Source organism: Janthinobacterium sp. PSPC3-1 (genome assembly GCF_049896105.1).
Lineage (GTDB): Bacteria > Pseudomonadota > Gammaproteobacteria > Burkholderiales > Burkholderiaceae_D > Janthinobacterium.
Genome location: NZ_JAFCTQ010000044.1, coordinates 1 through 23,210, shown reverse-complemented (window position 1 = coordinate 23,210; position 23,210 = coordinate 1). Strand labels below are relative to the sequence as shown.

Annotated in this window: 23 protein-coding genes and 1 riboswitch; of the genes, 16 read left to right on the top strand and 7 right to left on the bottom strand. The window is 60.5% G+C overall.

The window, feature by feature from the left end; genetic code table 11:
- Positions 1 to 97: 97 nt before the first annotated feature.
- Both ACP7B7_RS27680 and ACP7B7_RS27675 read left to right on the top strand, forming a co-directional pair.
- Complete coding sequence (locus ACP7B7_RS27680; protein ID WP_139142964.1) at positions 98 to 460, top strand: hypothetical protein; 363 nt, start codon at positions 98 to 100, stop codon at positions 458 to 460.
- Between the two features lie 107 nt (positions 461 to 567).
- Positions 568 to 1,656: a DMT family transporter gene (locus tag ACP7B7_RS27675; protein ID WP_070289012.1), complete on the top strand. Its 1,089-nt coding sequence runs from the start codon at positions 568 to 570 to the stop codon at positions 1,654 to 1,656.
- Here ACP7B7_RS27675 and ACP7B7_RS27670 read toward each other — a convergent pair.
- From ACP7B7_RS27670 to ACP7B7_RS27660, 3 genes are all read right to left on the bottom strand, one after another.
- Positions 1,647 to 2,153, bottom strand: coding sequence for a hypothetical protein (locus ACP7B7_RS27670; RefSeq protein ID WP_254679468.1), 507 nt, complete (start codon positions 2,151 to 2,153; stop codon positions 1,647 to 1,649). The genes ACP7B7_RS27675 and ACP7B7_RS27670 overlap by 10 nt on opposite strands.
- Before the next feature lie 69 nt (positions 2,154 to 2,222).
- On the bottom strand, positions 2,223 to 5,189 hold the full coding sequence (locus tag ACP7B7_RS27665) for a Tn3 family transposase (protein WP_070289008.1): 2,967 nt from the start codon (positions 5,187 to 5,189) through the stop codon (positions 2,223 to 2,225).
- Between the two features lie 32 nt (positions 5,190 to 5,221).
- Complete coding sequence (locus ACP7B7_RS27660) at positions 5,222 to 5,785, bottom strand: recombinase family protein (RefSeq protein WP_425402719.1); 564 nt, start codon at positions 5,783 to 5,785, stop codon at positions 5,222 to 5,224.
- Between the two features lie 250 nt (positions 5,786 to 6,035).
- On the opposite strand from ACP7B7_RS27660, the gene ACP7B7_RS27655 reads away from it, so the two are divergent.
- Positions 6,036 to 6,185 carry a hypothetical protein gene (locus ACP7B7_RS27655; protein ID WP_426078852.1) on the top strand — a complete coding sequence of 50 codons (150 nt, stop codon included), beginning with the start codon at positions 6,036 to 6,038 and terminating at the stop codon, positions 6,183 to 6,185.
- Positions 6,186 to 6,614: 429 nt separating this feature from the next.
- On the opposite strand, the gene ACP7B7_RS27650 is transcribed toward ACP7B7_RS27655, so the two are convergent.
- Together ACP7B7_RS27650 and ACP7B7_RS27645 are read right to left on the bottom strand one after the other, a co-directional pair.
- Positions 6,615 to 7,388, bottom strand: a complete 774-nt coding sequence (locus tag ACP7B7_RS27650) for a substrate-binding domain-containing protein (protein WP_065306349.1) — start codon at positions 7,386 to 7,388, stop codon at positions 6,615 to 6,617.
- Positions 7,389 to 7,435: 47 nt separating this feature from the next.
- A complete protein-coding gene (locus tag ACP7B7_RS27645) occupies positions 7,436 to 8,446 on the bottom strand; it encodes a YeiH family protein (RefSeq protein ID WP_065306348.1) in 1,011 nt (336 codons plus the stop codon).
- A gap of 100 nt (positions 8,447 to 8,546) precedes the next feature.
- Between ACP7B7_RS27645 and ACP7B7_RS27640 the strand changes: the two genes are divergently transcribed.
- The 7 genes from ACP7B7_RS27640 (at position 8,547) to ACP7B7_RS27610 (ending at position 13,713) form a co-directional block, all read left to right on the top strand.
- Complete coding sequence (locus tag ACP7B7_RS27640; protein WP_065306347.1) at positions 8,547 to 9,431, top strand: LysR family transcriptional regulator; 885 nt, start codon at positions 8,547 to 8,549, stop codon at positions 9,429 to 9,431.
- A gap of 88 nt (positions 9,432 to 9,519) precedes the next feature.
- Positions 9,520 to 9,951 (top strand): nuclear transport factor 2 family protein, encoded by a 432-nt coding sequence (locus ACP7B7_RS27635; RefSeq protein WP_056139895.1) that lies wholly within the window; start codon positions 9,520 to 9,522, stop codon positions 9,949 to 9,951.
- 11 nt (positions 9,952 to 9,962) lie between these two features.
- Positions 9,963 to 10,481, top strand: a complete 519-nt coding sequence (locus tag ACP7B7_RS27630; RefSeq protein WP_065306346.1) for an RNA polymerase sigma factor — start codon at positions 9,963 to 9,965, stop codon at positions 10,479 to 10,481.
- Positions 10,478 to 11,284 carry an anti-sigma factor family protein gene (locus tag ACP7B7_RS27625; RefSeq protein WP_065306345.1) on the top strand — a complete coding sequence of 269 codons (807 nt, stop codon included), beginning with the start codon at positions 10,478 to 10,480 and terminating at the stop codon, positions 11,282 to 11,284. The genes ACP7B7_RS27630 and ACP7B7_RS27625 overlap by 4 nt, the downstream gene beginning before the upstream one ends.
- Complete coding sequence (locus tag ACP7B7_RS27620; protein ID WP_082488630.1) at positions 11,281 to 11,721, top strand: DUF305 domain-containing protein; 441 nt, start codon at positions 11,281 to 11,283, stop codon at positions 11,719 to 11,721. The genes ACP7B7_RS27625 and ACP7B7_RS27620 overlap by 4 nt, the downstream gene beginning before the upstream one ends.
- A complete protein-coding gene (locus ACP7B7_RS27615) occupies positions 11,708 to 13,108 on the top strand; it encodes a cytochrome D1 domain-containing protein (RefSeq protein ID WP_065306344.1) in 1,401 nt (466 codons plus the stop codon). Before ACP7B7_RS27620 ends, ACP7B7_RS27615 begins: the two co-directional genes overlap by 14 nt.
- Before the next feature lie 14 nt (positions 13,109 to 13,122).
- Positions 13,123 to 13,713: a uracil-DNA glycosylase gene (locus tag ACP7B7_RS27610; protein ID WP_426078855.1), complete on the top strand. Its 591-nt coding sequence runs from the start codon at positions 13,123 to 13,125 to the stop codon at positions 13,711 to 13,713.
- Positions 13,714 to 13,723: 10 nt separating this feature from the next.
- On the opposite strand, the gene ACP7B7_RS27605 is transcribed toward ACP7B7_RS27610, so the two are convergent.
- Complete coding sequence (locus ACP7B7_RS27605) at positions 13,724 to 14,884, bottom strand: TDT family transporter (protein WP_065306343.1); 1,161 nt, start codon at positions 14,882 to 14,884, stop codon at positions 13,724 to 13,726.
- Positions 14,885 to 15,103: 219 nt separating this feature from the next.
- On the opposite strand from ACP7B7_RS27605, the gene ACP7B7_RS27600 reads away from it, so the two are divergent.
- The 5 genes from ACP7B7_RS27600 (at position 15,104) to ACP7B7_RS27580 (ending at position 20,857) form a co-directional block, all read left to right on the top strand.
- On the top strand, positions 15,104 to 16,084 hold the full coding sequence (locus ACP7B7_RS27600; RefSeq protein WP_065306342.1) for a malate dehydrogenase: 981 nt from the start codon (positions 15,104 to 15,106) through the stop codon (positions 16,082 to 16,084).
- Between the two features lie 92 nt (positions 16,085 to 16,176).
- Positions 16,177 to 17,088 carry a LysR family transcriptional regulator gene (locus tag ACP7B7_RS27595; RefSeq protein ID WP_065306341.1) on the top strand — a complete coding sequence of 304 codons (912 nt, stop codon included), beginning with the start codon at positions 16,177 to 16,179 and terminating at the stop codon, positions 17,086 to 17,088.
- 52 nt (positions 17,089 to 17,140) lie between these two features.
- A riboswitch (Fluoride riboswitch) is annotated at positions 17,141 to 17,211 on the top strand.
- An 83-nt stretch (positions 17,212 to 17,294) separates the two neighbouring features.
- The gene (locus ACP7B7_RS27590) at positions 17,295 to 18,572 is read left to right on the top strand and encodes a voltage-gated chloride channel family protein (protein WP_065306340.1); all 1,278 of its coding nucleotides are present in this window, start codon (positions 17,295 to 17,297) and stop codon (positions 18,570 to 18,572) included.
- A gap of 381 nt (positions 18,573 to 18,953) precedes the next feature.
- Positions 18,954 to 20,207: a molybdopterin-dependent oxidoreductase gene (locus ACP7B7_RS27585; protein WP_131687604.1), complete on the top strand. Its 1,254-nt coding sequence runs from the start codon at positions 18,954 to 18,956 to the stop codon at positions 20,205 to 20,207.
- Between the two features lie 11 nt (positions 20,208 to 20,218).
- On the top strand, positions 20,219 to 20,857 hold the full coding sequence (locus ACP7B7_RS27580) for a c-type cytochrome (RefSeq protein ID WP_245714247.1): 639 nt from the start codon (positions 20,219 to 20,221) through the stop codon (positions 20,855 to 20,857).
- Between the two features lie 747 nt (positions 20,858 to 21,604).
- Here ACP7B7_RS27580 and ACP7B7_RS27575 read toward each other — a convergent pair.
- Positions 21,605 to 22,702, bottom strand: coding sequence for a site-specific integrase (locus ACP7B7_RS27575; RefSeq protein ID WP_083287641.1), 1,098 nt, complete (start codon positions 22,700 to 22,702; stop codon positions 21,605 to 21,607).
- Positions 22,703 to 22,807: 105 nt separating this feature from the next.
- Here ACP7B7_RS27575 and ACP7B7_RS27570 point away from each other — a divergent pair, with 105 nt between their 5' ends.
- A complete protein-coding gene (locus tag ACP7B7_RS27570) occupies positions 22,808 to 23,197 on the top strand; it encodes a DNA-binding protein (RefSeq protein ID WP_426078851.1) in 390 nt (129 codons plus the stop codon).
- The last annotated feature ends 13 nt before the right edge of the window (positions 23,198 to 23,210 follow it).

Sequence of the window (23,210 nt, the reverse complement as noted above, 5' to 3'; positions counted from 1 at the left end):
TTCTCTGCGCGGCGCTGATGACACGGTGCAGCGTACATGTAAGACGGCTTATCGCGGCGAGGCCGACCAAAAAATCGCCGCATCCATGGAGAATTGCATGAAAAAAGTTATGTTGACGTTGGCCACCTTGTTGCTCGTTTCCAGCGCACCTGGCGGGTGGGCCCATACCGACCACGATCATGATGAGGCGCAGGCCAAGATCAAGCTGGAACTGAAGGGCGGCAAGACGGGCGCCACGGTATATGCCAAAAGCGCGGGCAAGAACTACGCAACTGCCGGCGCAACGGGTGTGTTGACGATCATCTCGGGCAGTACCAAAACCGACGTTGTCTTGCAGCCTGGCGCGGACAATACGATGGTCGCCATGACGGCGACGCCGCTGGTGGCCGGCACCCGTGCCCAAGCCAGTATCACCTTTGCGGACAAGAACACGGTCAAGGCCGAGCTGGTCGCCAAGTAAGCCACCATGCGGCCCTTCAACGGGCCACGTGCGAGGGCTGCGCTGCCAGCGTGCGCGAGATCGTGCATACTGGCAGCCAAAGCAAAAACACTCTACGAAAGCATGGTATGACTTCCTCATCGTCTTCATCTTGGCCAGGTACGCATCAGGGTGTCGCATACGCCTTGCTGGCGGCGGCCCTTTTTGGCGCCAGTACGCCTTTTGCCAAAATGCTGGTTGGGCAGGTTGCTCCCGTCACTCTGGCCGGTATGCTGTACTTGGGCAGCGGACTGGGCTTGCTGGCCTGCTTCGTGATGCGCGCGGTGCTCACCCTCAACAGTAACGACAAACCCGCCACGCTCACGGCTACGGATCTGCCATGGCTCGCGGGGGCGATTGCCTTCGGCGGCATTGCCGGACCGGTGCTGCTGATGTTCGGCCTGACGCTGACGCCCGCGTCCTCGGCATCGTTACTGCTCAATATCGAAGGCGTACTCACGGCCATGCTGGCCTGGTTTGTCTTCAAGGAAAATTTTGATCGGCGCATTTTCATCGGCATGCTGCTGATCGTCGCCGCCGGCATCCTGCTGTCGTGGGAGCAGGTGCCAAAGCTTGGCGTGCCTTGGGGCGCGATCGCCATTGTCGGCGCCTGCCTGTGCTGGGGCATCGACAACAACCTGACGCGCAAGGTGTCGGCCAGCGATGCCTTGCAAATTGCCGCCTTGAAGGGCTTGGTGGCCGGTTCCGTCAACCTGGCCATCGCGCTGGCCCTGGGTTACACCTTGCCCAGCGTAAGCATCTCCTTGGGCGCCGGACTGGTGGGTTTTTGTGGTTACGGCTTGAGCCTGGTGATGTTCGTGCTGGCCTTGCGCCATCTGGGAACGGCCCGCACGGGCGCCTATTTTTCGGCGGCGCCGTTCGTTGGCGCGGTGATCTCGCTGTTCATGCTGGGCGATATACCCGGACTGCTGTTCTGGCTAGCCGCAGCGCTGATGGCTGCCGGCATATGGCTGCATTTGACGGAAAAGCATGTGCACGATCACGAGCATGAGCCGCTGTACCATACGCATACGCACAGCCACGACGCCCATCACCAGCATACGCACGATGACGGCTGGGACGGCAAGGAACCGCATGTGCACGCCCATCAGCATCTGCCGCTGCGCCATGCGCATCTCCATTACCCCGACATTCATCATCGGCACGATCATTCCTGACTCTGGTCAAGGAGAAGGTTGCATGGGCTGAAATCGCGGATTCGCACAATCTCGCCAAGCTTACGGGTGTCGAGGGTGAATTCGTACTCTCCCAAATAGATGGAATGCTTGGAAGGACCAGCGATGATTGACGAGGCTGGGGCTATCGTCTGAAGGATCACGCCGCCTTTGCCGACGGCGTTCAAGCCGCCAGCGAACGTGCTGGCCGTCTCCTCCCTGCCGGTCCATGCGGTTCCGACCATACCATTTTCAAGCCGATCAATGTTCTCACCTCGATATAGTTCCACTGAAGGACCGTTGTAGCGCGGGAGCCAAACCCATAACATATCCATTAGCAAAGCATCGTCATCTATAAGCTGCCGAATGTAGTGATGAGATACATGCCATTGTGTGTGGAAGTTATCGGCAATGGTGCGATCCTTCGGCGGGCAAATGATCAGTCTTTTGAACAGGGAGCGCCATTCAGTCCGGTGCAGCGCAACATCGGGGCTCTTCAAAATCGGCCCATACTCTTTTCCTTCCAGGGGAGAACACAGGATTCGGAAAAAATCGGGCGCTAAGCCACTTCACTCGTTATTGCGGAACCCCAACGGCCGAAATTGTCCATCGTCGCTCTTCCGACTCTGACGCCAGACGTAATTTCCGGTCAGATTGATGTGTTCCCAGCCCAAGGGCGAAAGGTATTGCAGCATGTCGTCCTTGGCCAGCTTGCCTGACTCGCGCAAGGCCTGCGTGGCCCGCTCCAGGTACACGGTGTTCCATAGCACAATGGCGGCCGTCACCAGATTCAGGCCGCTGGCACGATACCGCTGCTGTTCAAAGCTCCGGTCCCGAATTTCGCCCAGCCGGTGGATGAAGACTGCCCTGGCCAGCGCGTTGCGCGCCTCCCCTTTGTTCAATCCGGCGTGGACGCGCCGGCGTAGCTCGACGCTTTGGAGCCAGTCCAGAATGAACAGCGTGCGCTCGATGCGGCCCAGTTCACGCAGCGCGATCGCCAGACCGTTCTGGCGCGGATAACTGCCGAGCTTGCGCAGCATGAGCGATGCGGTGACGGTGCCATGCTTGATTGACGCCGCCAGGCGCAGGATTTCGTCCCAGTGCGCGCGCAAGTGCTTGATGTTCAGGGTACCGCCGATCATGGACTTCAACCCTGGATAGTCCGCAATGGCGCCCGGAATGTACAGCTTCGTGTCGCCGAGGTCGCGAATGCGTGGCGCGAAGCGAAAGCCCAGCGTATGCATCAGCGCGAACACGTGGTCCGTGAAGCCGGCGGTGTCCGTGTAGTGCTCCTCGATGCGCAGGTCTGATTCGTGATACAGCAATCCGTCGAGCACATAGGTCGAATCCCTGACGCCGACGTTGACCATCTTGGTGCTGAACGGAGCGTAGTTGTCGGCGATATGCGTGTAGATCATCTTTCCCGGTTCGGCGCCGTACTTCGGGTTGATGTGTCCGGTACTTTCGGCCCGGCCGGCCGCGCGGAAGCGCTGGCCATCCGATGATGACGTGGTGCCGTCGCCCCAGTTAGCGGCAAACGCGTGAGAGGATTGAGCGTTGACGAGGTCGGCCAAGCCGGCCGAATAGGTTTCGTCACGGATGTGCCAGGCCTGTAACCACGACAGCTTGGAATAGGTCACGCCGGGGCTCGATTCCGCCATCTTGGTCAGGCCGAGGTTGATGGCGTCGGCAAGAATCGCCGACAGCAGCAGTGTCCTGTCCTTGGCCTGCTCGCCGTTTTTCAGATGGACGAAGTGGCGGGTGAATCCGGTCCAGTCGTCGACGTCCATCAGCAGTTCCGTAATCTTGATGCGTGGCAGCATCGCGCTGGTGAGGTCGATCAGTGCCTGGGCCGACTCGGGCACCACCGCGTCCTGCGGGCTGATTTTGAGGCCAGTGTCGGTAATAATGGCGTCCGGCAGTTCATTGGCCAGCGCAAGCCGGTTGACCGTGGCCAGTTGCTGGTTCAGCAGCATCACGCGTTCGAGCAAGTACTGGTCGAGGTCAGGGTTGATTGCAATGGGCAGCGTACGGGCCTGTCTGAGTTCGCTGAATTTTTCCGGTGACAGCAAATACTCCTCGAAATCCCGGAACTGGCGCGAGCCCTGCACCCAAATATCGCCGGAGCGCAGGGCGTTCTTCAGTTCGGACAGTGCGCATATCTCATAGAAGCGTCGGTCGATGCCATCGCTGGTGATAACTAGCGGTTTCCAGCGGGCTTTGACGAATGTGATGGTCGCATCTTCCGGTACCTTGCGCGCTCCGGTCGTGTTCATCTTACGCACGACATCAATGGCGTCGAGCACCGCTTGTGCTGCGGGCGCCGCCTTGAGCTTGAGCACGTCGAGAAATTCGGGCGTATAGCGACGCAATGTGCTGTACTGCTCTTCAATCAATTTTAGATGGTCAAAGGTGGCGGGCCGGGCGAGCTGGGTGGCCTCGGTGACGCTTTGTTCAAATTCAATCCACGGCAGCACGGACTCGATCGCGGCATATGGGTCGTCGCCGGATTCTTTGGCTTTGACCAGCGCACGGCCAATTTTCGAATACAGACGTACCTTGTCGTTGATCGCCTTGCCTTGCTTTTGGAACTGCTCCTGGTGCTTGTTCTTGGCGGCGCTGAACATCTTGACCATGATGCGGTCGTGCAGGTCGACCAACTCGTCCGTCACGGTGGCCATGCCTTCGATGGCCAGTGCTGCCAGTGTGGCATAGCGCCGCTCGTCCTCAAATCTGGCAAGGTCACTCGGTTGCATCTGCGCGCCTTCACGCGCAATCTTCAGCAGACGGTTTTGGTGAATATGCCGGCCCAGTCCCTCCGGCAGGGCGAGCGACTGGAAGATCTTGAGGCGCTCGATATGCTCCCGCACGTAGCGGGAATTCGGTTTGCGTGGTGACTGACGCAACCATACGAGCCAAGTGATTTTTATGTCCGGCGCAACATTGAGCAGGTTATCCAGCCCGCTTCGGTGATGTCGTTCCAGCGGCTCGATCAACGTCCGATAGATGCGCCTGTTGGCCCGCGTCACAGCTTCCGCGCAAGCACGCTCAATGACCGATAGAGCCGGCAAGATAATCCGTTTCTGCCTCAGCGTTTGCAAGGCATGGCTTGCGAGCACGATGCCTTTGTCAGTCTGCATGGCAAGGTCAGCCAAACTGTGAGCCAGCTTCCGAAAATCCGTCAACCCGAACGGTGACAATCCGAGATAGGCGCGCAACTCATGCAAATGCTCATTCCGCGTTTTTTCGCGCACCCCGTATTCCTGCCAAGTGGCGGCATCGCTTCGTACCTGGCGGGCGACCCATTGAATCACCATATCCGGCACCAGCATGTCGCCAGCCAGCGCGTAGCCAGGGTAGCGCAGCAGGCACAATTGGACGGCGAAGCCGATTCGGTTGGCGTCGCCGCGGCGCTGCCGGATCATGGACAAATCGGACTCGGTGAAGCTGTAATGCTGAATGAGATCGTCTTCGGCCTCCGGGAGGGCCAATAGGCTCTCCCGTTCCGTTGAGGAAAGTACCGAACGACGCGCCATACGTTACGTCATCCTGCCGACGCATAGGCACCTCATGTTGGCCCCGCTCCGCCAATTCGCGAAATGGTTTCAATCAGCGTGGTTCGCTTGACCCCAAAGGTTCGGCAGACAGCCGCCTTGGACATGCCGTCGCGCAGTGCGGCAAGAATGGACTCCAATTTTTCGCCGGTAATTGACGGTGGGCGGCCGCCGACACGACCGCGCCGACGCGCTGCGGCAAGTCCGGCGGTCACGCGTTCCTTGGTCAACGCCCGCTCGAACTGGGCCAGCGCGCCGAAAACATGGAACAGCAGTTCGCCGGAAGCTGTCGTCGTGTCCATTCCTTCGGTGAGTGACCGAAAGGCGACCTGCTTGTCTTTGAGCGTGTTTACGATGGAAAGTAGGTGCGGCAATGAGCGGCCGAGCCGATCTAGCTTCCAGACGACAAGCACATCACCAGGCCGCAAGAATTCAAGCGCCTGAGCCAAGCCTGGCCGATCATCCTTGGAACCGGACGCACGGTCTTCATAAAGATGCCGGACATCGACGCCCGCCGCCTGCAGCGCGTCGCGCTGCAGGTTGGTGTTTTGGCGGTCAGACTCGGACGAAACCCGCATGTACCCGACAAGCATGTACGGAAAACCCATGAAATATGATTGTCGTATGCTACACCATGACGACATAGTATTCCGTACACTTTTCATGCCTTGGGGTGTAAGCTCGAGATATCGCCTGTCGAGCCGTCGGAAAACATCTGTTTTCCGACAGGCAGCTTTCGGCCAAAAGCGGACTGTCGCTGTCCGGCAAGCCCGTAGTAGCGAACCTGTGGGCCAGTTGGTGCCCGCCGGTCGTCGAGAGACGCCGGTCTTGGCCAAAGCGCAGGCAGGGCGTGGCGATGTCGTCTTCATCTTTGCTAATCAGGGTGGTTTTGCCCCGGCATTCAAATGCTGTCTTTCCCAAAAAAGCCTGGTCCTGCAAAATGTTCTGATCGACCATATTGGCGCCATGGCGCGCTAATCAGGGGCGCGCTATCGCCGGCGACCTTGGCCAAGCATCTCGACAAGCTAGCCGTTCGGCGACAGCGCTGTGGGCCATCAGCATCGCGATGCCGTGGCCAAACGCAACGACCTCGATCCTCACGTTGTCGGCGCCCAGGTCATCCTGCGCATTGCAAGTATTGTTGAGCGTCAGATTCCGTTTCATGGGGTTGGCGTCGCTCCCCTGGAAGACGACCCGCCATGCGGTGGCAGTCCCTGCGGCTGCAGCTCCAGAAAGAATTCCAAGTGCACCGGGCGCTGCCAGGGCAAGCGCTTGGGTCACGACCGCCCCGCGCGATGGTGCGTTTTTGCCCATTTTGTCCAGGAATCGTTACCGCCGCAGTGCGACGCGCTGCACGCGGTACCTGAACGTACTGAAACCCGCCGCAGGCCGACAATCCGGCGCTCATTATTTCTGCCAGCCCCACTTGGCAAAGATCGCGCTGCCTTGCGTCGATTGCAGGAATGCGATGAACTGCTTCGCTTGCGGGTTGGCGGCGCCATGCTCAGTCAACGCCACGCCGGTATCGCGGTAAATCGCATAATCAGGTTCGATTGGCACGACGTCGGCCAGGCGCGGGTTCGACACCTGCCAGATATTCCAGATAAGCCACGCGTCGATGTCGGTGCGGGCGGTCCAGGTATCGCGCGCGCTCGCGCTGTTGGGTGCGTAACTGGCAATATTCGCGCGTACCTTGCGCACCGACTCCATGCTGCCTTTGCGGCCAGCCATGTCTTCCCAGACGCCGTTCTGGCCGGCGCCGTTGACCACAAGCAGACGCACGCCAGGCTGCATCAGGTCGGCCACGCCGCGGAGGTGCTTGGGATTGCCGGGACGCACCAGGATCGCCAGGGGACGCATATATAGCGGGGTAATGCTTGCCTCCTGTATCTTGCCGCCCATCGCTACCGTAAAGTCCGTCATCATCGTTTCCGAACCGCTGTAAATGATGTCCGCATCCTGTTTTGCATGGTCGATCCAGCTTGGCGTGGGGCCGGCCGTGACGGTGACTTTGATGCCGTTCGCATGCTCGAATGCCGCCGCTGCTTCTTTCATCGCAGGAGCCGGTCCACCCGGGCCGTACACCAGCAACGGCTGCTGGGCACACGCGATACCAGCGGTGAGCGCAACTGCAGCAACAAGGCTGCAGCGCGCCGCGGTCAAATAGTGATGTGATGTCATGGCGTTATCTTTCGTTTGTGGAAAATGGATGGCGTACTGCTACGCCCTTAAACACCCAGAAATTTGATCAGGGTGAAACTGATGACACCAAGGCCGAGCAGCGAAAAAATGACAACCCCGGCGACCTTGCCGCCGGCACGCAGGACAGCGCGGGCATCGACGCCGAGGCCGAGCGCGGCCATCGACATAATGGTGAAAAAATTGGCGGCATCGTGCGCTGGCGCCAGCGCTGCCTGCGGAATCCAGCCCAGCGAGCGCAAGCCCAGCAATGCAAGGAAGCCGACGATAAACCACGGCACCAGGTGCGCGACGTTCAGGCGGGCGCCTCCCCGTCCGCTTCCCATCAGAGACAACACCAGCACGACCGGGCCCAGCATCAACACGCGCACCAGCTTGACCAGGGTGCCAATGTGTACGCTGACTGCGGACACCGAACTCGTTGCCGCCAGTACCTGTGGCACGGCATACACGGTCAGCCCGGCAAACACGCCGTATTGAACCGGCGTGAATGACAACAGCCCCACCAGCAACGGCAACCCGAGCACCACCACCACACCCAGCACCGCCGTAAAGGCGATGGAGGCGGCCACGTCCTTGCCATCTGCGTCGATCACCGGGGCCACCGCCGCAATCGCCGAGTTGCCGCAAATTGAATTGCCGCAAGCAATCAGGATCGCCATCTTTTTCGGCAGACCGGCGCTGCGGCCCAGGAAATAACTGAACAGAATCGCCAGTACGACTACCCCGGCAATGCCGCCGACCAGTCCCATGCCGTTTTCGAGCAGCGCGCCGGCGCTGACGGACGCGCCCAGCAGCACCACGGCAATCTCAAGCAGCAGCTTGGCGCCCATGTGGATGCCTGGCTCGAACCGCTGATCGAGACGGTGCACGGTGCGCAGTCCAGTTCCGAGCAAAATCGCCAGGACCAGGCTTTCGAGCCACGCGCGTCCGAACAGGTGGGCTTCTGCAGCTTCCATTCCATACGCGGCCAGCGTGACAGCGCCGCACAGCAACAGGCCGGGGACAAATGGAGCGCATTTTTGATACTGGGATGTCATGGTCGACTCTCGTTCAGATGTTCAGAGCATGCATTATCGAACGGTGATTTCGTTCGGTCCATCGTATAATTAATTACAAATCATTAGATTGGATCGAACGATGACATTGGACCAGCTACGCATTTTTGTTGAAGTCGCACAACGGCAGCACCTTACCCAAGCGGCTGCCGCCCTATTTTTGTCCCCGTCGGCCGTCAGCTCCTCGATCAAGGCCCTGGAAGAGCACTACGGCACGGCACTGTTCCATCGCATCGGGCGGCGCATCGAACTCTCCGAAGCCGGGCGGATCTTTTTGGCGGGGGCTCAGCGCACGCTGGCCAGCGTGCGCGCCGCCGAAAACATGCTTTCGGAACTAGGTGAGATGAGGCGCGGCACGCTGGCCATTCATGCCAGTCAGACTATCGCCAGCTACTGGCTGCCTCGCCTGCTCGTTCAATTTCGTCAAACGTACCCCGCCATCGACCTGACTTTGGAAGTGGGCAATACCGACAGCGTGGCGCAGGCCATCCTGCTGGGTGGCGCTGACCTCGGTTTCATCGAAGGCGACATCGACGAACCCTCCCTGGCCATCGAAGCTGTGGGGGAGGATCAGCTCGTTGTCGTGGTAGCACCCGATCATCCATGGTCCGCCGGGGTGCCGCTGGCGGCTGCCGACCTGGTGCAGGCGCAATGGATTTTGCGCGAAACCGGTTCCGGCACGCGTTCGGCGTTTGAGAAAGCGCTGTCGGACATGGGCGTGCCGGTCGCCGCAATGCAGGTTGCTCTCAGCCTGCCGTCCAACGAGGCGGTGCGCAGCGCGGTGATGGCCGGTCCCTTTGCCACCGCGATTTCCGAACTGGTCGTGGCATCGCATGTTCAGGCGGGCCTGCTGGCGCGCGCGGCGCTGGTCCTGCCGGCGCGTGGGTTCTCGATGCTGCGTCATCCTGAACGCCATCGCAGCCGTGCGGCGCTGGCATTTGAAGAATTGATGAACACAAAAAAATAAATACAAATACATGGAATAAAAACAGGGCAATGACGTTTGCACCTGTAGCAAGCCCGTTTTTCAACCTGACCTGTACTGGACCGCACCCATGAAAACCACCCACCTGATGTTCCTGTTGGCCAGCACCATCGGCATCGCCACCACGGCTGTTGCCGGGCCTGCGCTGGATATGGCGCAAGCCCACTTCGCCGCCATTGGCGCCGGTGAACACGCCGCCATCGTGCATGATTACGCCGACAATGCGCGGCTGACCTGGGTTGGTGGACCGCTTGACGGCAGCTACGACGGTGCAGCCGCCATCGGCGCCGTATGGAGCAAGTTCGGCGCGATGGGCCCGCTGCGCGTCACCGTTATGGGCGCGTCCGAGTCGGTCAATCCGAAGGGTGCGACCGTCACGGCGGCAGTGCAATTCGACGGCAAGGCCTCCATCAAGGTGCGCTACGTGTTGACCTACCGCGACGGCAAACTGGTCAATGAAACCTGGCAGATCGATCCGAAGCTGGCCGCCAGCGCGATGTAATCACTGGTTCCATGAGCGTCCTGCCCCTTCTTCCCGGCGCGGAGTTGCTGGCGTGTGTCCCGCGGCTGCGGCGCTACGCGCGCGCGCTCGTGGGCGAGCGCGCCGCGGCCGATGACCTGGTGCAGGACACGCTCGAACGCGGCTGGGCCCAGCGCGCCGCGCTGCAACCCGGCACGGACGCGCGCGCCTGGCTGTTTGCGATCATGCACAATATGCGTATCGATCAGATACGGCGCGGCGCACTGGTCACCGAGCCGCTCGACGATGATACGCCGATGCCGGCCCTGGCGGATCGCAGCACGGTCAGCATCCAGGTGCGCGAGATGGATGCCGCGCTGCGCCTGCTGAGCGAAGAACAGCGCGCGATCCTGCTGATGGTCGGGCTGGAAGACATGCGTTATGAAGAAGTGGCGTCGACGCTCGGCATCCCGGTCGGGACCGTCATGTCGCGGCTCGCGCGCGCCCGCGAAAAGCTGCGCAGCCTGATGGACGGCGGCGCCCGCGTGAACTCGTTGAAAGTCGTGAAATGAACCTGCCCGTGACTGAAGCCGATCTGCACGCGTACGTCGACGGCGTGCTGCCGGCAGCACGCGCTGCCGAGGTCGCCGCCTACCTGGCAGAGCGCCCCGAGGAAGCTGCGCGCGTGCGCGCCTACGCGGCCCAGAACGACGCCATGCATCGCCTGTTCGATCCGGTGCTGGGCGAACCGGTCCCGGCGCCCATGGCAGCGGCCACCACGCCGCATCGCAACCGGCACTGGCAATGGCAGGCGCTGGCGGCGGGCCTGGCAATCGCGTTGGTGAGCGGTGGCGCCGGCTGGGGCTTGCGCGGCGCGGCAACTGGCCAGTCCCTGGCGCGTATGGAGCAGCAAGCGCCCGCGTATCAGCAGGCAGCGTGGTCCGGCCTGGCACACCAGGCCGCAATAGCCCATGCCGTGTACAGCCCGGATGTGCGCCGGCCAGTGGAAATTCGCGCCGACCAGGAAGACCAGTTGGTGACCTGGCTGTCGAAGCGCATGGGCAGCAAGATCCGTCCGCCGCATTTGGGCAAGCTGGGCTATGAACTGATCGGCGGGCGCCTGCTGCCCGGGGCCAGCGGGCCGGTAGCGCAATTCATGTACCACGACGGCGCTGGCCAGCGCCTGACGCTGTACGTGTCGACGGAGCAGGCGCGCAACAAGAACACCGGCTTTCGGTTCGCCAAAGAGGGCGACGTCAACGTGTTTTACTGGATCGACGGGAAGTTCGGCTATGCGCTGTCCGCAGCCGTCGACAAGGGCGAACTGGCACGGGTTGCCAGCGCCGTCTATGAACAACTGGAGGGACCGGTTTGAAATTTTCACTTTTTTTGGGCGCCATGCTCTGGTGCTGCACCGCCACAGTCTCGGCGCAGCATGCTGGCCACCATGGCGCGACTGCGCCGCCTGCCTCGTTTATCGCCAGTAGCGACAGGCCCTATGCGTCTCTCGCGGATGATGCCATGGCGATCATGGATGACGGCATGCGACGCGCGCCCACAACCGGGGATCCCGCGCATGACTTCATGAGCATGATGATTCCTCACCATCAAGGCGCGATCGATATGGCCAAGGCCATCCTGGTGCACAGTAACGACCGCGAACTGCGCAACCTGGCACAAGGCATCATCGTCGAACAACAGAACGAAATCAATGTAATGCGCGCCTGGTTGCAACGCTACCAGGCAGCCCACGGCGCAAGAGCCGATTCCACCAACGCAGACACCAGGAAAGACTCTCATGCAACTCACTGAATTGAATAAGCTCACCTTCGCCATGACGCTTGCGGTCGCTGCCATGGGTACTGCGCAGGCTGCGCCAGGCACACAGGACCGCGTCTATACAGCTGACCAGAACAGCAACACCGTTTCGGTGATCGATCCATCCACCAATCAGTTGCTGGGACAAATCCGGTTGGGTAATCAGCGGCCCGACATCCTGTCTCCTTTGTACAAGGGGCAAGTGAATGTTCATGGACTGGGTTTTTCGCCGGACCATAAAACCTTGATTGCGATATCGAATGGCTCCAATTCGGTGACCTTCATCGACACGGCCACCAATAAGGTCAAGGGCGTTACCTATATCGGGCGGTCGCCTCACGAAGGATTTTTCACCGCGGACGGTCGCGAAGTCTGGGTCGTGGTACGCGGCGAAGATTACGTCTCGGTCATCGATCCTGTCACCTTCAAGGAAAAACGCCGGATCCAGACAACAGGTGGTCCGGGCATGGTGATGTTCCATCCCGATGGCAAACTGGCGTTCGTGGTATCGAGCTTTAATCCTGTCGTCGATGTCATCGACATGAAAACATCCAAAGTGATCAAGCATATTTCTGTCACTAGCCCGTTCTCGCCGTTCTTGCAGTTCACGCCTGATTTCAAGGAAGTCTGGATGACGCACAAGGACGTTGGCAAGGTCACCCGCATCGACGTGGCGACGCTGACAGTCAAAGGCGTCATCGACACCGGTTTTATTACCAACCACCTGGCGTTCGGGAAGAACGCTGGCGGCGCAAGAGCCTACGTGACAGTGGGCGGAGAAAATGTCGTCAAGGTCTATTCCACCGGTGATCAGCCACAACTCATGGCGACGATACCGACCGGGGCCTTGCCGCATGGCGCATGGGCGTCGGACGACGGCAGCAAAGTGTACGTTGGTCTCGAAAACGGCGATGGTGTCGACGTGATCGACACCGCAAGCAACAAGGTCGTCGCGCATGTGGCGGCCGGCCAGGCGCCGCAAGCGCTTGTCTACGTGTCCCATGCCGTGCCCACCGGTGCTGGTACCAGCAACCTGGTGCCGCGTGTGAACGGCGAGTCGAGCAATATCGCTCTCAAGTCCCGCGGCGACGGCAAAGGATTCGTGGTCGTGCGCAGCCTGGGCGTGACCGATGCACTGGAAGTGTTCTTGTACAAACTGAAACCGGAGACTGTTTACAACGTCTACGCCGGTGGTCAGCGCGCGCCGGTGGGTCGCTTCAAGACTGACGGCAAAGGCATGGCGAACGGTACTGCCATTGGGCCCATGCGCGACGTGCGGCCGGGCCTGGCGCAGCAGCCTGCTGGCGCCAGCCGGATCCTGGTGATGGAGGGCGACACGCCAGCCGGAGCGGAGCAGGCAGCGCTGGCGAGCAGCGAGTGACGTCTGGCGTGCCGGTGGCTCCCTTGCTGGACGATGTAGCCGAACTGGCACGCCGCGTCGAACTGCTGTCTCTTCCCCATGTGGTCGCGCTCAACCAGTGGGTCGACACGCACGCAGCCGTCCGCGCGCTGCCGTACTTCGATCCGCTGGACGGCGGCGCCGATGCGTACATTCTCATCTTGCTGGAAGCGCCGGCGCGCCATGCGATGCGCCCGCGCTTCGTCTCGCGCGACAATCCTGGTCCTGCGCAGCGCAATCTTCAACGTTTCCTGGCGCAAGCCGCCGTCGCGCGTGCGCGTACCGTGCTGTGGAATACCGTGCCCTGGCTGGCCGACGAGCAAGCTCCGCCGGCGCGCCTGGGTGTGGCGGCGGTACGTGCAGGCATCGCCATGCTAGGCGATGTGCTGGACCTCCTGCCATGCCTGCGGGTGGTCGTGCTGGCCGGACGCACGGCCCGCCAGGCCCACGCTGCCATCGAGGCCAGGCGGCCGGGCTTGATCGTACTGGAAATGCCTCATCCGAGTCCGCTATCTGTTTGTACGTCGCCAACTGTGGCCCCGCAAATCGTCGCGACACTGGCGCGCGCGGCGCAACTGGCGCGCTGAACGTTGGCCTTCAGGGCCGGTTCATCGACGCAATACAGGGAGAGACGAACAGGTTGCCACGGTAAGCGCCGAGCGCGGTGCGCCATGCGACAACCAGCCACAGGCTTGCCAGTACCACTACCAGCGCGCTGCCGAAGACCTCGAAGAACAGCGAATCGAGCACCTTCGCCAGACGCAGCGTGGTGACCGCGAATACGCCGAGCGGAAAGGTATAGCCCCACCAGCCCAGGTTGAATGGAACGGCTGCCCTGAAGTAGCGCAGCGTAATCAGGGTTGCCAGCATCATCCACCACAGGCCGAGTCCCCAAAGCAGCAGGCCGCTCACCACGCCCATCCCGTTGGCCACGTGGCCAACCTCGGCCAGGCCAAACGGCGCCAGCGTCGCCGGCGCGGCGGCGCCGAGCACCAGCATGCCGAGCGCGCCGGTGCCCACTGGTCCCAGCGCCAGCCAGCTCGATGCCGCCATGCTTTCGTGCGGCAGTTTGTGCAGGGCCATGCGTAATAACAGAATCGCGAGAATGCTGAGCGCCACTGGCACCGAGTATGCCCACAGCACGTAGCCGGTGATCAGGACTGTGAAGCGCGCGCCACCATCCTGCAGGTGCGGCACAAGCAGCCCGGCGCTCGCCGCTGCAACCTCGGCAGCGACGACCGGCAGCAGCCAGACCGCCGTCATCTGGTCGATGCTGTGCTGCTGGCGCGTGAACATCAGGTAAGGAATGAGGACGCCGCAAGCAAGTGCCATGGCCACATCGATCCACCACAAAGCTTCGGCCACCGCGACGGCGGCGGCGCCCCAGCGCGCCACGCCAAAGCTGAGAAATCCATTGATAATTGTAGCTAATCCCATGGGAATGGTACCGAAGAACATGGAGACGGTCGCATGGCCGAACACCTGTTTCGCTTCGTCGAAAAACATGACCCAGCGCGCGCTGTACAGCGCGGCAAACAACACGAACAGCGCAATGTTAAAAAGCCAGAGTCCCTCGGCCAGGCGGGCCATCCCCGGGAGCGCGCCTGGCAGTTGGGCGAGCGCAAGCGACAAGATGCCGGTGCCCATCGTTGCCGCAAACCAGTTCGGCGTAAACTGACGGATCACTTCGATAGGACTGCGCAGCTGGCGTAAGGGTGTGGCGCCAGCGGCCATCGCCTGAATTTCCTTGAATGACATGCAAATCCTTGATTGAAGGCGTGAAGCCGGATGGCATCCGGCATATTCCGTCAGCATAAAGCAAAGGCCGTACTAGCATTAATCAACCTGTTTCCTAGCTAGATATGACTTGAATTATGCGTTTTCCTGTTTTGATGCGGAGTATTAAAGTGGTTTCATTCTGCTGACCTGCAAAGGTCGCGGTCAGCACCGCTCCCCACCATTTACGAGGAAAACATCATGCACGCTCCAAAACGTATCGCGGTCACCGGCGCCGCCGGACAAATCGGTTATGCCTTGCTGTTTCGCATCGCCAGTGGCGATTTGCTGGGCCCAGATCAGCCGGTTATCCTGCACCTGCTTGACCTTCCCCGCGCGCTCGGCGCACTGAACGGCATCCGAATGGAGTTGGATGATTGCGCGTTTCCACTGTTACAGCAAGTCGTCATCACGGATGATCCACTGACAGCGTTTCGCGACATCGATCTCGCGATCCTAGTCGGCGCGCAGCCGCGCAGCAAGGGCATGGAACGCAAGGATTTGCTGGCGGCGAACGCCAACATTTTTGCCGAACAAGGCAGAGCACTCAACGCGGTTGCGCGGCGGGACGTGAAAGTGCTCGTGGTGGGCAATCCCGCCAACACCAATGCGCTGATCGCCATGACGGCGGCGCCCGATCTGGCGCCGTCCTGCTTCAGCGCGATGATCCGCCTCGACCAGAATCGCGCGCAAGCGATGCTGGCCCAGCACCTGCACCAGCCGGTGGACCGTGTCAGCCAACTCGTGGTATGGGGTAACCATTCGCCGACCATGTACCCGGACTATCGCCATGCCGAGGTCGATGGCCGGCCAGCGCCACTCGCCGTTGGCGACGAGTCATGGAATCAAGAGGTGTTCATTCCGACGGTCGCGCAACGGGGAACTGCAGTGATTGAAGCACGCGGCCTGTCCTCTGCAGCGTCGGCGGCCAATGCCGCATTGGACCACATGCGCGACTGGGTCTGCGGCAGCGCCGGGCGTTGGGTGTCGATGGCCCTGCCATCTGACGGATCGTACGGCATCGCCACGGGAATTTTCTTCGGCGTTCCCGTAGTTTGCCATGGCGGCCAGATCGAACGCGTCGCCGGCCTGGACATTAATGCGTTCGCCAGGGAGAAGTTGCAGCGGGCCGAGGACGAGCTGCGGCAGGAGCGTGCGGCGGTCGAGCACCTGCTGCACTAAGCGTCCAGGCCGGCCGCCATATGCGCAGCCTCGCGAGATACGCACCGGTGCCGCCTCGTATAATCCTGCATCGACTTCACGGATCCGGCTTCATGCGCCTTTCACTTCGCCAGCTCCAGATATTCCTGGCCGTCGCGCAATGCGGCAGCACGACGGCCGCCGCGACGGCACTCGCGCTATCGCAATCGGCGACAAGTGCCGCACTCAACGAGCTCGAATCGCTTCTCGACATCGTCCTGTTCGACCGGGTTGGCAAGCGCCTCGTCATCAACGATAACGGCCGCGTGCTGCTGCCGCAGGCACGCGAGATGCTCGACGCTGCAGCGACGATCGAGAAGCAGTTCGGCCGCCATGCGGCGCTCTCAGGAAACGGGCTGAACTTGGGTGCGAGCACGACCATCGGCATTTATGTGCTGCCGCCATTATTGGCCGCCGCATTCGGCAAGCATGCGGCCAATCCGCCACTCGTCAAAATCAGGAATACCGCCGAGATCGCCGCTGCCGTCGCGAACTTTGAACTCGACCTCGGGTTTATCGAAGGCCCGTGCACCGACGCCGCCCTGGAAGTGGCACCATGGCTCACCGATGAACTGCTGGTAGTCGGCGCGCCCGATCATCCACTGGCGCTGCAGAGCGCACGACGCGAGGTCACGCTGGATGAATTACGCGCCGCCCACTGGCTATTGCGGGAACCGGGCTCGGGAACGCGCGATGCCGTAGAGCAGGCGCTTGCGCCGTACCTGCACAGCCTTCGTTCGGCCGGAGAGTTCAGCAATGCCGAAGCGATCAAGCATGGCGCCGCCGAAGGACTGGGACTAGCCTGCCTGTCGCGGCTGATCGTGGCCGATTTCCTCGCGAACGGCCGCCTGGTTGCGCTATCGACGGCACTGCCGCCCTTGACCAGGCATTTTTTCATTGTCTACCACCGGCGCAAATTGCTGTCCCCCAGGTTGCAGGCGTTTCTGACATTCTGCCGCACAGAGCCGGTGCGTAGCCATCCATAGCGCAGCGGTCGGATAGCGGGCGCCTTGTCGAGACCGCTGGCTTTGCGATATGATCGCACCAGGAGATGACGTTCCTCCTTGAACCGCAGTGGAAACAGCGCTGCTGATGACGTCTACAGACACCTGACCTTGGTCGGGGCTGTAGGCGTTCGCGTTCACACCCCGGTCATTGGTCAGCCCGTATCGTTCGAGCAAAGATCGACCCAATGACAAACTCTTCCAATATTTTTCATATCGAGCAAATCGCACTGTTGCCTTCCATCGGCAAATGGCTGTGCATGGCAAGCGTGGTCGCCGCACTTGCCGGCAGCGCTGCTGCAGTATTTTTAATGACCCTCGATCATGCCACCGCGTGGCGCGAGGCGCATCGCTGGATCATCTGGCTGCTACCGGTTGCCGGGTTCGGCGTGGGAATGGTCTATCACCTGGCCGGTCGATCGGTGGAGCGCGGCAATAATCTCATCATCGACGAGATCCATGATCCCCAAAAGGTCATCCCGTTGCGTATGGTGCCGCTGGTGTTGGGCGGCACCGTCGTCTCGCATTTGTTCGGCGCGTCCGTAGGGCGCGAGGGAACTGCCGTTCAAATGGGCGCGGCGCTGGCCGATCAGCTCACGCAACTGTTTCGCGTCACGCCGGAGGGCCGCCGGGTCCTGCTGATGGCGGGCATGAGCGCCGGCTTTGCCGCAGTGTTCGGGACGCCACTCGCAGGCACCATCTTCGGCCTGGAAGTGCTCGCCATCGGCCGCATCCGCCATGACGCACTATTGCCCTGCGTTGTCGCCAGCCTCGGCGCCGACCAGGTCTGCCTGGCATGGGGCGTTCACCATACACACTATGCAATCGGGACGATCGTCCCTGTCGGCTTCTGGAGCGTTGCCGCCGTAATCGTCGCTGGCATCGTCTTCGGCCTGGCCGGCATGGCATTTGCCGTGAGTGCGCGCCGGGTGGGTGCCGCGGCGAAGCGGTGGGTTGCCTATGCGCCGCTGCGCCCGGCGATAGGCGGAATCCTCATCGCGCTTGCGGTATGGGGGTTCGATGCGTGGCACTACACCGGATTGGGCATCCCGGAGATCGTGCGCGCGTTCCAGCAGCCAGGGTCTCCCTGGGACTTTTTCGGCAAGATGTTTTTCACTGTCCTGTCGCTGGGCACCGGCTTCAAGGGGGGCGAGGTCACGCCGCTGTTCTACATCGGCGCGACGCTCGGGAACGCCCTTGCACCGATCCTGCATCTGCCGTTTGCCATGCTCGCCGGCCTGGGTTTTGTGGCCGTTTTTGCCGGCGCGGCGAATACCCCGATCGCAACTACGCTGATGGCCATCGAGTTGTTCGGGCCGGCAATCGGACCGTTCGCGGCCATCGCGTGCGTGACGGCTTATTTGTTTTCGGGCGACACCGGCATTTATCACGCGCAGCGTATCGGGCGGGGCAAGCACGGGATGTACCGGGGTGCCATTGCGGCCCCGGAATCTTCGATACGCTAACTGCAGGCGAGCAGAAATGTATGCTTGCGCGCGAATTCCGCATCCGTTGGGAGAACTTATATCGACATTAACCGTCGGGTTTAACACCTTAAACAGATTTTCCGGTTCGCTGCACTTCCTACCCCTGGCCCAAAAGTCTTCCACGGGCCAGTTTCAAGACCAATCCGATGGGCATGGCCAACGGCACTGCGATCGCGCCAATGCGCGACGTGAGCAACAGTCTGAACTCCAGGCCGTGACCGCGAGCCGCGTCTTGGTGATGGAAGGCGACGTTGCAGCCCATCCACAAGAGGCCGTACTGAGCAGCGCGCAGTAAGCAAATTGCGACAAAACTGTGTCAGTATGGCACTGAACAGTTTCATAACAATAACGGAGACCCGTATGGCGAAGACCTCGTTGGTATTGACGGCGGAGGCGGCGCGGCGCCGTTCCTTTCTGAGGCAGGCAGGCACGTTCGGTGCCGTCACCGCTTTCGGCAGCCCGGTATTGAGCGCGCTGGCTGCAGAAGCCGGCCACGTCACGCTGCCGTTTGAAAACGGCGAGCGCGAACTGGTCGCGTATCCCCAAAAGCGACCGCTGATCCTGCTTACCGCCCGTCCGCCGCAGCTGGAAACTCCGTTCAGTGTGTTCAACGAATCGGTGATTACGCCGAACGATGCGTTCTTCGTGCGCTATCACTGGAGCGGCATTCCCACCGCGGTAGATGCGCAGACGTACCGCCTGCGCGTCGGCGGCAATGTCAATACTCCATTGGAACTCTCACTCGCCGACCTCAAGCAAATGGCCGAGGCCACCGAGCTGGTCGCCGTTAACCAGTGCTCCGGTAACAGCCGCGGTCACTTGTCGCCGCGCGCCAACGGCGGCCAGCTATCGAACGGCGCCATGGGCAACGCCCGCTGGACAGGCATCCCGCTACGTAAGGTGCTGGAAAAGGCGGGCGTAAAGGCCGGGTCAGTGCAGGTCTCGTTCAATGGCCTTGACACTCCGCCGGTTGGTGACGGGCCCGATTTCATGAAGGCCCTCAATATCGATCATGCGCTCGACGGCGAGGTAATGCTGGCGTGGCAAATGAACGGGGTCGACATGCCCATGTTGAATGGCTATCCGCTGCGGCTGGTTGTACCTGGTTACTACGGCACCTATTGGGTCAAGCATCTCTCCGACATTACCGTTACCGACAAGGTATTCGACGGATTTTGGATGAGCACCGCATATCGCATCCCGGACAACCAGTGCGCCTGTACCGAACCGGGAAAGGCGCCGACCAAGACTATCCCGATCAATCGCCTCAACGTGCGTTCGTTCGTGACCAGCCTGACCGACGGCATGCATGTCAAGGCGGGGCGTCAGACTGTAGTGCGCGGAATCGCGTTCGACGGCGGCTACGGCGTGAATGAAGTGGCGTTTTCATCCGACGGTGGAAGGAACTGGCAGGCAGCACAACTGGGCAAGGACTTGGGGCGGTACTCCTTCCGAGAGTGGAGCGCGGCGTTCACGCCGAAACAGAAAGGGAACCACGAACTGCTGGTACGGGCGGTGAACCGGATTGGTCAAGGCCAACCCGCGAGTGCACTGTGGAACCCTGCCGGCTACATGCGCAACGTGGTCGAATCAACGCGCGTCGTCGCGGTATAAGGGGAACAAAATTGAAACATCCACTGATTTGTTCTCTGTTCACCATCGGCCTGATGGCTGCGGCCCCAGCTTTCGCCCTCGACATTCAGCTTCCGCCTGAAACTGCTGTCTTCAAACCCAGCGATTTGCCGGGATATGCGCTGGCCCAGCGCAACTGCATGACATGTCATTCAGTCCATTATATCCAGTCGCAGCCAACGACGTCGCCTCGCGGCTACTGGGATGCGACCGTGAAAAAGATGAAGAAACCGTTCGGCGCACAATTTCCCGATGCGGATATCCCGGACATCGTTGATTATCTGGTCAAGACCTACGGGGCCGAGCGCAGTACCGCAATTCCGACTGCGACAGCAGCGGTAAAGCCAGCTGCCGTGGCACGGACGGTCGGGACCGCCGCCGCAACCGACACAAAAGCGCTGCTTGCCACAAATGCCTGCACGGGATGTCATTCGATCGACAAGAAAATCGTCGGGCCGGCATTCAAGGAAGTGGTTGCTAAATACAAGGGAAAGGCAAACGCAGAGTCATTGGTAGCGCACAATATTCGGGCAGGCGGCGCCGGCAAATGGGGGCCTGTACCGATGCCAGCATTCGCCCAACTGAGCGAGACCGAGGCGATGGCTTTGGCGCATTACGTCCTGGCGCAGTAACTTTGATGCGGCGTTGCGGCAGATAAGAACGTGCGCTCTTGAATTTGGTCGCCACTCGATGTCAAGTCGAAGCGATAGTCCTGCGCGCCATAATTATTAGTGATGCTGCTGGGAACACCAGGTAGTCGGGCCGGACGCAGCATGCTTGCGCAACGTCCACTCCGATCACCGCAGCAAAGCCGCGTGGCGAAGGGATGGTGAAAAGGATCTGCCGGCCGCAAACGAGTGGACGGGGGAGAAAGAGGAACCTTGGCATATTACCTCGGCAGGGCCAGGCGCTCCACCTTGGTGCGCATGCCAACCTTGGCGCTTACCGCAAAGTGTAGGTTCTGTCGCGTTGTTGAGCGCAGCGCGGAATTTCCCTGGTGCGCATAACCGCGGCTTACAGGCTTAAAGCAACCCTACCTAGTCGTTTAGGCGACAGCAGAATGAAAAGGATCGCATTGATGCGAACGGCTGCTTTGGGTCGAAAGCGGTCCTACATTGAAGGACACGTTGCCTTAGCGCCCGATTTTTTCCGAATCCTGTGTTCTTCCCTTCCAGAATATGGTTCAAAAGCGGTGAGTGACTCATCGTGATTCCGAAAATTTATACAGTCCATTGTATCGGATAGGCGTCTCCCTGCGAGACGCTGCAGTCGCAACGCGTCTCGTTTTTACATGTTTTGACCCAGTAGCAACGATCAAACCCGAGCAGTTGACTATCAGATGCTCAGTGGATAGGTCCGGCAATTAACTAATGGGCTAGTCACTTGCCCCCAGTAGGACGCAGGGCATGCTCAATACGGCGCTGGTTAAAGGAATCTTCCCGATCGATGTAGCGCATGGCGGACTGTGCATTTTTCCAGCCCACATGCTCCATCAGCGTTCTCAGATCCCACCCATTCGCGGTTGCCCAACTGGCAAAGCCGCGGCGCAGCGAGTGGGCACTGTACAACTCAGGCGCATCCACGCCAGCTTCCTGCAGGATATTACGCAGAAGCGGCACCAAGCTATCGATGTTTAGGCCGTTAGCGCTAATGTTGGCCCAGCGATCAATGGCACGAAACACCGGCCCAGCCGTCAATCTCGCTGCAGCGATCCATTCCTCATAAGCGGTGACAGGGCATAGGCGCGATAGCAACGGCACCTTGAAGTTGCCGCCTTTGAGCTGGCGATCACCCTTGGTGCGCGGCAAAAAGCAAGTCATCCCTTCACCTGGCGTGATGTGAATATGCTCGATCTGCACGCGCGTCAGCTCATCGCCGCGAAACCCGCGCCAGAAACCCAGCAAGAACAATGCTTTATTGCGGCGGTACCGCAGCTCGGCGGCCAGTTCTCCCTGGGATTGCGCGGCGTCGGCGTTGGCCGTCAACCAGTGATCGACCAACATGAGTTGATCGATCTGAAAGGGTTTTGCTCGCTTTTCCTGGGCGGGGTGCAGCGTCTGGATACCGCGCAAGACTTGGCGTACTACCGGTGCCTTGGTTGGGTCTGGAAAGCCCTGGTCGAGATGCCACTGGGCTAATGCGGCCAATCGCTGACGCAGGGTGTTGACAGCGTGTTTGCCGGCACGGTCGGCCAGGTAGCGTGCCACGCTATCCGGCGTCGCCGGCAAAAGACCACCCCATTCCACTTCAAAATCGCGGAGCGCGCTTTGATAGCTTTTTCGCGTGTTCTCGCGCGTAGCAGCCTGCAGAAAGAGGTCGATATCAGACATGGCATGACAAGGCTGAAAAGCGGGCGGGTAAGGCCGGCTGGATAGATCGTGGCGAGCGGCGTCACCAATTATGTCCGGCTCTATCGGCAAATGTACAGCAAACGCGGCCAAAATGGCACGAAAAGACGTCTGACACAGGATAACCATATATTATCCTGCTTCAATTTCAAGGAAAATTTGAGCTTGAATTTCTCGAAAAATGGTATGTAATTACATGGTATGTAATACATCATCTTATTTCGTGGAGAGGTTATGGCCCGTGCCGGACTGTATCAATCGGATATCAAAAAAGCGCGCGATGCGTTGCTGGCCCAAGGGCGCTACCCTTCGGTCGACGCTGTCCGAGTTGCCTTAGGCAACACGGGGTCCAAGACCACCATCCATAAATATTTGAAAGAACTGGAGACAGAAGAAGGCTCTGGTGACGGGCGCAAGGCGCCGATCAGCGATGCCTTGCATGATATTGTGGTGCGGCTGGCCGCGCGACTGCATGAAGAAGCCGACGAACGGACATCGGCTATCGAGTCCCGGAGCGTCGAACGGGAGCGCGACCATGCCGCGGCCGTGGGCAACTATGAGTGTGGTGGTCAAGTAATTTCGGACACAACGATAGGTTCACGTGCTGCCATTTTCCGTTCGTAGACGGTGGGCGGCA